The organism is Thermostichus vulcanus str. 'Rupite', assembly GCF_022848905.1.
GTDB classification, from domain to species: Bacteria; Cyanobacteriota; Cyanobacteriia; order Thermostichales; family Thermostichaceae; genus Thermostichus; species Thermostichus vulcanus_A.
This window is the reverse complement of record NZ_JAFIRA010000041.1, coordinates 24,857-31,843: the sequence shown is the minus strand read 5'-3', so window position 1 is coordinate 31,843 and position 6,987 is coordinate 24,857. Positions and strand designations below refer to the sequence as shown.

The 6,987-nt window shown below is 54.9% G+C and carries 5 protein-coding genes; 2 read left to right on the top strand and 3 right to left on the bottom strand.

The window, feature by feature from the left end; all coding sequences use genetic code 11:
• Window positions 1-173: 173 nt before the first annotated feature.
• Entirely contained in the window at window positions 174-602 is a 429-nt protein-coding gene (locus JX360_RS13790) for a hypothetical protein (RefSeq protein WP_244352064.1), read from the top strand.
• Here the strand turns inward: JX360_RS13790 and JX360_RS13785 are convergent.
• Window positions 555-1,865, bottom strand: a complete 1,311-nt coding sequence (locus JX360_RS13785; protein ID WP_244352062.1) for an FIST signal transduction protein — start codon at window positions 1,863-1,865, stop codon at window positions 555-557. The two genes, JX360_RS13790 and JX360_RS13785, sit on opposite strands and share 48 nt — an antisense overlap.
• A gap of 67 nt (window positions 1,866-1,932) precedes the next feature.
• On the bottom strand, window positions 1,933-3,699 hold the full coding sequence (locus tag JX360_RS13780; RefSeq protein WP_244352061.1) for a LysM peptidoglycan-binding domain-containing protein: 1,767 nt from the start codon (window positions 3,697-3,699) through the stop codon (window positions 1,933-1,935).
• Window positions 3,700-4,042: 343 nt separating this feature from the next.
• On the opposite strand from JX360_RS13780, the gene cysS reads away from it, so the two are divergent.
• Window positions 4,043-5,686 (top strand): cysteine--tRNA ligase, encoded by a 1,644-nt coding sequence (gene cysS, locus JX360_RS13775; RefSeq protein ID WP_244352060.1) that lies wholly within the window; start codon window positions 4,043-4,045, stop codon window positions 5,684-5,686.
• A gap of 33 nt (window positions 5,687-5,719) precedes the next feature.
• On the opposite strand, the gene JX360_RS13770 is transcribed toward cysS, so the two are convergent.
• Entirely contained in the window at window positions 5,720-6,982 is a 1,263-nt protein-coding gene (locus JX360_RS13770; RefSeq protein ID WP_244352059.1) for a quaternary amine ABC transporter ATP-binding protein, read from the bottom strand.
• Window positions 6,983-6,987: the final 5 nt, after the last annotated feature.

Below are 6,987 nucleotides of genomic sequence, written 5' to 3'. Positions count from 1 at the left end.
TTGAGTGTGGTGGTGACCCGTTTCATGGGGACTATTGTATGTACTATTTCTGTTGCTGAATAAATTCAGCCTGTGCGCTTATATCCCCCGGTTAGAAACCGGGGGCTTTACGCTGCTTTTCGTAAAACGGATTAAGGTAGCCTGAGGAAAATTTTCGCATCGGAGCATTGACCATGATTGGGATCCACACCCTGATGACAGGCTTGTGGCTTGTCCTGAGTTGGTCGCGGGCCTACTGTGGCTGGGTGTGTGGAGCTTTGGTTCCAGCCTGCCTGTTGATCACGCTGCAGGTATTGGTCTTCACGGTGTTGGAGCGTCCCCAGTGGCAACGGAGGGTTGTGGCTGGCGTGAGCCTGGTGTGGGTGAGTCTGTTAGAAGTGCATGTATGGAGCTGGTTTTGGGTGGGGGTGGTGCGGATCCCAACTTTTGTACTGATCGGTTTGGGGCTACTCTGTGTGCTGGTAGTTGTTTGGGCCATGAAGTTCCCCGGCCCATTGCAACGTCTTGGAGGATGGGCAAAAGCACACCAGAAGAGAAGGCTCAGAACTCCTCCCTCAATGGGCAGGCCGCACAATGGCGAAGCAGGAGGTGTAGCCGTGTAGGAAGGTGGTTCCCCCCACCGGGCCAATCTCACCATTACAGAAAAAGCCCCCCAAGGGCAGATCCCCCACCAATTCCTGGAATTGTTGCGAATCGAAATGGGGGGTGCCGTAAAGCCCCTGACCTCGCCCTAGACAAGCAAACATCAAAGCCCCACAGGGATCCGGCCTGGGCTCGGGAGGCTGTTCTTCTCGATAGCGGCTTAAGGCCCAGCGCAAATCTTCCGCCGAGGTTTGGGCATCCCGCAGATGAAATTGTACTGTTTGGCCAGGGCGCACTCGATCCCCGATCGCCATCGCTCCCACCCGCGGGTCAATCCCCAAAATCACCCGTATCAAGAAATCTCCTGGGGTTGGCTCCAGTTTGAATTCATTCATCAGCAAGCCAATGAAGAGGGAGTGACGGGCCAACTGTTGATCCGCAGGGCTGAGTCGTTCCGCCAGCTCCTGCAGCAAAGGTAACGGAGCACGCCCCTCCAACCCAAGAATCACATTCCCTTGGGCCTCAGTGACCCGCAAGGGATCCCCAATCGGACGACACCCCTGAGCCACCACTGCCTCCAGGACAACATTGCCGTAGAGGGCCAACCCTACCGTTCCCTCCCGATACATGTCCCGCCGCGGCGTCGGGGTACGGGCATCCAGCAAAAATAGAGCATTGCTGTTGGGGCTACGACCCCCACTGGCCAATCCCCCTACCTTGACCGCACCAGGATAGGCAAAGTCCAAACCCTGCAGCAGTTCCGAGACACCGGAGGAAAATCCATCCGCCAGAATCAGGAAATTCGGTTTGGTTTGTGGAGATACCCCGATCAAATCCGTCCAAGCGGAAGGGGCCGCATCCAAATCCGGCAGTTGGCTGCCCCGCACATGGAATGGATGCACAACTGCATCGGGGAGCACCGCCAAGGACAAAGACAGGGCCGGCCCGTCTTCGATTTCCTGACCCCCGCCGACAATGCCTCCCCCCGAGCACCCGATCAACACCTCAACATCCAGGAGATCGGACAATAGCGGCAACACGCGGATGTATTCGCTGGCAAAGGCCGCCGACACAAACAGGATCCCAAGGGTAGGGCGCAAGGGTTGAGAGGGCACATACCCCGTCAGCACCCCCGGCAAATTGCCGGATCCCACCGTTTGCACCTGCCGGGTTAGGGCGCTTTTGAGTTGCGCTGCCTGAAGTTTTGCCTTGGCCTCTTCCACCACTTGCCGCAGAGCCGCTTCTAGGGAGGGGAGCTGGGAGAGTGCATTCACCCACTGCATCGGCGTGTTCCTACGGTATGGAGATTACTGCCTTTAGGCTAACAATTTATCACCCGACTGGCTGAGCTTAGGGCAAATAAGGACGTGGATCCACAGGGGCACCTCCGCCGGGGCGCACTTCAAAGTGCAGGTGAGGGCCAGTACTCCAGCCGGTGCTCCCCCGACTCATAATCGTTTGTCCCTGCTGCACGTACTGGCCGGTGGAGACATAAATCTGATGTCCATGGGCGTAGCGGGTGACCAACCCATTCGGATGGCGAATATCTACCCGGTTGCCATAGCCATCACCGCCATTACCGGCAAAAATCACCGTTCCCTCCATGACCGCCACAATCGGGGATCCCACAGGGCCAGGGATATCCACGCCGGCATGGAGACGACCGCGACGGTAGCCAAAACCAGAGGTAATCTGTCCAGAAACCGGCCAGATAAAACCGCTGCTTCGGGCTTGAGGGGGGGCTTGAGGAGGAGCCGCTGGCACCGGTTGGGCCTGGGGTTGAGGCTGGGCTTGGGGAGCTGGCGCTTGAGTGGGCTGCGTACCCGGTGCCGGAATCGTCAGACGCTGACCAATGCGCAGCCAATGGGGATTGCGCAGGTTGTTGGCCTGAATAATGGAGCGCTGGGTTACCCCATAGCGGGCGGCAATGCGCTCAATCGTGTCACCGGAGCCCACAGTGTGGGTTGGGGATCCACTGGCCAAAAGGGCGGCTTGGGTCTGCCGTTCCTGTTCCGCTTGCCGTTGAGCTTCTTCTGCCAGACGTTGCTGCTCGGCTTCTTGGCGGGCTTGTTCCTCTGCTCGGCGCCGGGCCTCCTCCTCTTGTCGGCGGCGTTCTTCCTCTTCCCGAGCTTTCTGGGCGGCAATCATCTCCTTTTGCCGGTTGATCAACTCACTGACATCGCCGGGAATGAGCAGGCGTTGACCAATGCGCAGGTATTCGGGCCGAGAGAGAGGGGTAGCTGCAATGATCTGTTGCTGCGAAACCTGATAGCGGTTAGCCACATCCTCAAGGGTATCCCCCTGCTTGACGGTATAGATCAATCCCGGTTGACTGGGGATCCACAGGGTTTGACCCGGCTCCAATGGGGTATCGGCCTGAATGCCATTGGAAACGGTGATTGCAGCAGCATCCAGCTGATACATCTGGGTCAGTTGCCAAAGGGTTTCTCCCGGCTGAACCTCGTGCTCCAGAATGCCCTTAGGCCCCTCTCCAGTCGGGATCAATCCCTCTTGGAAGGCTTCCCGCAGTTGTTCTTTTTTGAGGTCGTAGTTTTGCTGCAAAGCTCCAGATAGGGTATGAACCGAGGGCGGGATCCGCTCTATTGCCGGAGGAAGAGGGGTCAAGGGCTGGCGATTCAGTTGTCGCTGTTGTAGCGTGGCGGCTCCGGCCAAACCCAACATGAGCAATAGCCCAGTGGCCCAGACAGGGTAGGTACGGCGAGACGAAGGGATCGATTCGTCAGAGGTTTCCTGGGCTGGCTCTGACTGAGGATCCGGAACTGCCTGCTGGGGATCCCGCACCAAGGTTTCCAAAGACTCCGCGTAGGGATCCGATTCCAACTTGAGCAGCCATACCAGTCCAGTCAAACCGAGGGATAGTGCAAACCCCGCCAATCTTGGCTTGGTCGGCATAGAAGGGGAAGCTGGGGCCCATTCCAAGGGGGAACCTTCTGCATCCTCAGGAGCTTCGGAAGGCGGAACCTGATCCTGAGCAGCCCATGAAGCTTCAGTAGGGATCTCGGCTGAAACAGCCGGGGCTGGACTGGAAAGGGTGCTCACGGTGGCACCGGTGGAGTCCAGTTCCCCCTTCTGGGGATTCGAGAGGGTGGGTCTCAAGGGCGTCCTCACACACAAACAGACTGACACTAGAGCGCAAGAGAAGAGGTGAAAATAAGAGCAGCAACCCTTTTGTGCTAAGCACTGCTAAGGTCACCAGGGACGAGGGGAGTTCGATAATGAACACGTCAATTCGCACTCAGGTTAGAGTACCGTAGTTAACAAATCTAGACAAGTCTTCGCAGGTGATTTCAGCTATAACGCTTACCCTGCAATGATCCCAGCCGTTTATCATGGGGGATTTTTGGGACTCTTATCCGATGTTGGACAGAATACACCACTGTATTTTTCGGGAACACAAAGCTGATTTTTCTGTAGCTGAAACTACAAACCAAGGATTCCAATGAGTTTGGTTGTCTACAACACACTGACCCGCTGCAAGGAAGCGTTTCATCCCCTTTCATTGAGTGGATTTTCGCCCACTTCTAGCTTTGAGCCAAGTGGTACTTCAAACCCGTCTTCCCCAAAAGACTTACTAGAAAGACCCTGGGTGCGCATGTACGTCTGTGGGGTCACTGTTTATGACTTCTGCCATCTGGGCCATGCCCGCACGTATGTGGTTTGGGACATGGTGCGTCGCTATCTGGAATGGCGTGGGTATCGCGTGCAGTATGTCCAGAATTTTACAGATGTTGATGACAAAATCCTCAAACGGGCCGCAGAACGTGGGGAATCGATGCAAACAGTGGCAGAGCGCTTTATCACAGAATACTTTCAGGATATGGATCGCCTTAATATTAAACGAGCCAACCTTTATCCAAGGGCAACTCAATCCTTACAGGCGATGTTCGAATTGATCCAATCTTTGGAACTGAAAGGCTTTGCCTACCGGGTACGGGATCCCATGCAAAAAGCATCCAGATTTTCTTCTACTCCAGAAGTGAATTTACTCACAGATAACTCACCTGAGCAGCCCGCCTACGATGTCTATTATTCTGTCCGTCAATTCTCAGATTATGGTCAACTCTCTGGGCGAAAATTGCAGGATATGGAAGCCGGGGCCAGTGGCCGGGTGGGAGAAGAAGGCACCGACAAACGGGATCCCTTTGATTTTGCCCTTTGGAAAGCTGCACCGGCTACGGAGCCGGGGTTTGAGTCCCCGTGGGGATGGGGGCGACCGGGCTGGCACATTGAATGCTCGGCGATGGTGCGAGAAACCCTGGGGGATCACATTGACATCCACGCCGGGGGGGCTGACCTGATTTTTCCCCACCATGAGAATGAGTTAGCCCAATCCGAACCGATTACTGGCAAACCCATGGCCAAATACTGGCTACACAACGGCTTTCTCAACGTCAATGGCGAGAAAATGTCCAAATCTTTGGGCAACTTTACCACCCTCAGGCAAGCCCTCACCGTTTACGATCCCATGGCTCTGCGTCTGTTTCTTTTACAGACCCACTACCGCAGCCCGATCGATCTCACGGATGCAGCTATGCAGGCCGCTAGCCGCGGTTGGGAAACCCTCCACAAAGGGATCCAAGCTTCACACCAGTTCCTCAGGGACAAGGAGAGTTCTAAATTGTCGGGATCCCCAGATGCCGAGGCGATGCAAACCTTTCAGATGGCCATGGATGATGACTTCGGTACCCCTGGAGCCTTGGCTATCGCCTTTGAATTGGCCAAAGAACTCACCCGCGAGTACAACCTGTTCACCCACCAGGGTCAAACCCATCTGCAACCGGAGGTGCTGAGGCAGAAAAGTGCCGCTCTGTTGGAGGTTTTGGGAACACTAGGGTTTGTGGTGGAAGAGGCCCATCCACAGCAGTTGGGGGCACCAGAAAGCGTGTTGGAGGGAGAGCAATCGGGGAGTAGAACAGACTCTTTATCCCCGGAAGATATTGAAGATCTAATCGCGCAACGCTTGGCAGCCCGTAAAGCGAGAAACTTTTCAGAGGCAGATCGGATTCGGAATTACCTGAAAACTCTGGGTATTACCCTAATCGATCAAAAGGATGGCACCACCCGCTGGCTCCGAGAATCTTAGAGAATATTAGGATGGTTAGGATCACTAAAACTGCTAGCCTGCGACCAGAACCGAATCTCCCGCAGACTCCTTTCCGACCTCTCTTCCTGAGGATGAGAGACGTGATTGGCTTAAGCGACCGACAATGGAAAACAGCTCCGACTGTTCTACAACACCCTTAAATCGCCCCTCCCGATCAACAACAGCAATCGGAACTTCTTGATCCCAGTAGCGAAACAGCTCCTCTAGACTCGTGGAAGCCTGCACTTGGGGAAAGTTGGTTTGCATCGCTGCATGGATGTCTTCCTGTCCTGCATGTAAGGCTTGAGCCAGGGCTGCTGCAGCCAAAACCCCAACAGGACGACCCTGGCCATCCAGCACATATAACGTGTTCAGGTCATGGTTGTGCATTTGTGCCGCTGCCCCAGAGAGGGAGTCTCTACCCAAAATCAGATGTAGGGTTTTGCGGGTGATCGCTCCGGTTTTCAACACCTGTGCTCGGTTCACATCCTGAATAAAGTCGGCAACGTACTGATCTGCCGGTTGGGTGAGGAGTTCTGCCGGGGATCCCACCTGAACGAAGGCCCCATCCCGCATAATGGCCACTCGATCCCCAATTTTGAGGGCCTCTTGAATATCATGGGTAATAAAAACAATGGTTTTTTGAAAGTGCTCCTGCAAAGTCAAGAGTTCCTGCTGCATTTCACGGCGAATCAAAGGATCCAAAGCACCAAAGGCTTCATCCATCAGCAAAATATCTGGATCTGTAGCCAAGGCTCGTGCCAATCCCACCCGTTGTTGCATGCCACCACTTAGATCGGATGGGTAGCGATCCGCCCATTGTTGCAGGCCAACCCTTTCAAGGGTTTCTAAAGCCCGTTGCCGTCTTTGACGGGGATCCACCCCCTGAATTTTGAGGCCATATTCCACATTTTCTAGCACCGTGCGATGGGGGAAGAGAGCAAATTTCTGAAATACCATGGCCATTTTCTGGCGGCGAATTTGCCGTAGCCGTGCTTCACTAACCTGTAGGACATTCTCACCGTCGATGTAGATTTTGCCGGCTGTAGCAGGGATCAAACGGTTGAGACACCGCACCAACGTAGATTTTCCCGATCCGGAGAGGCCCATAATCACAAACAATTCTCCAGGCTGGATAGAAAGGGAAATATCGGCCACTGCCAGAACATGACCTGTAGTCTGAAAGAGCTGCTCACGGTTCAGTCCTCCTCGCAACAGCGCCAAAGCCTTTTGGGGATCGGGGCCATAAATTTTGCTGAGGTTCTCTAGCCGAATTTTGGGTTCCGGAGCCGTCATGGTCT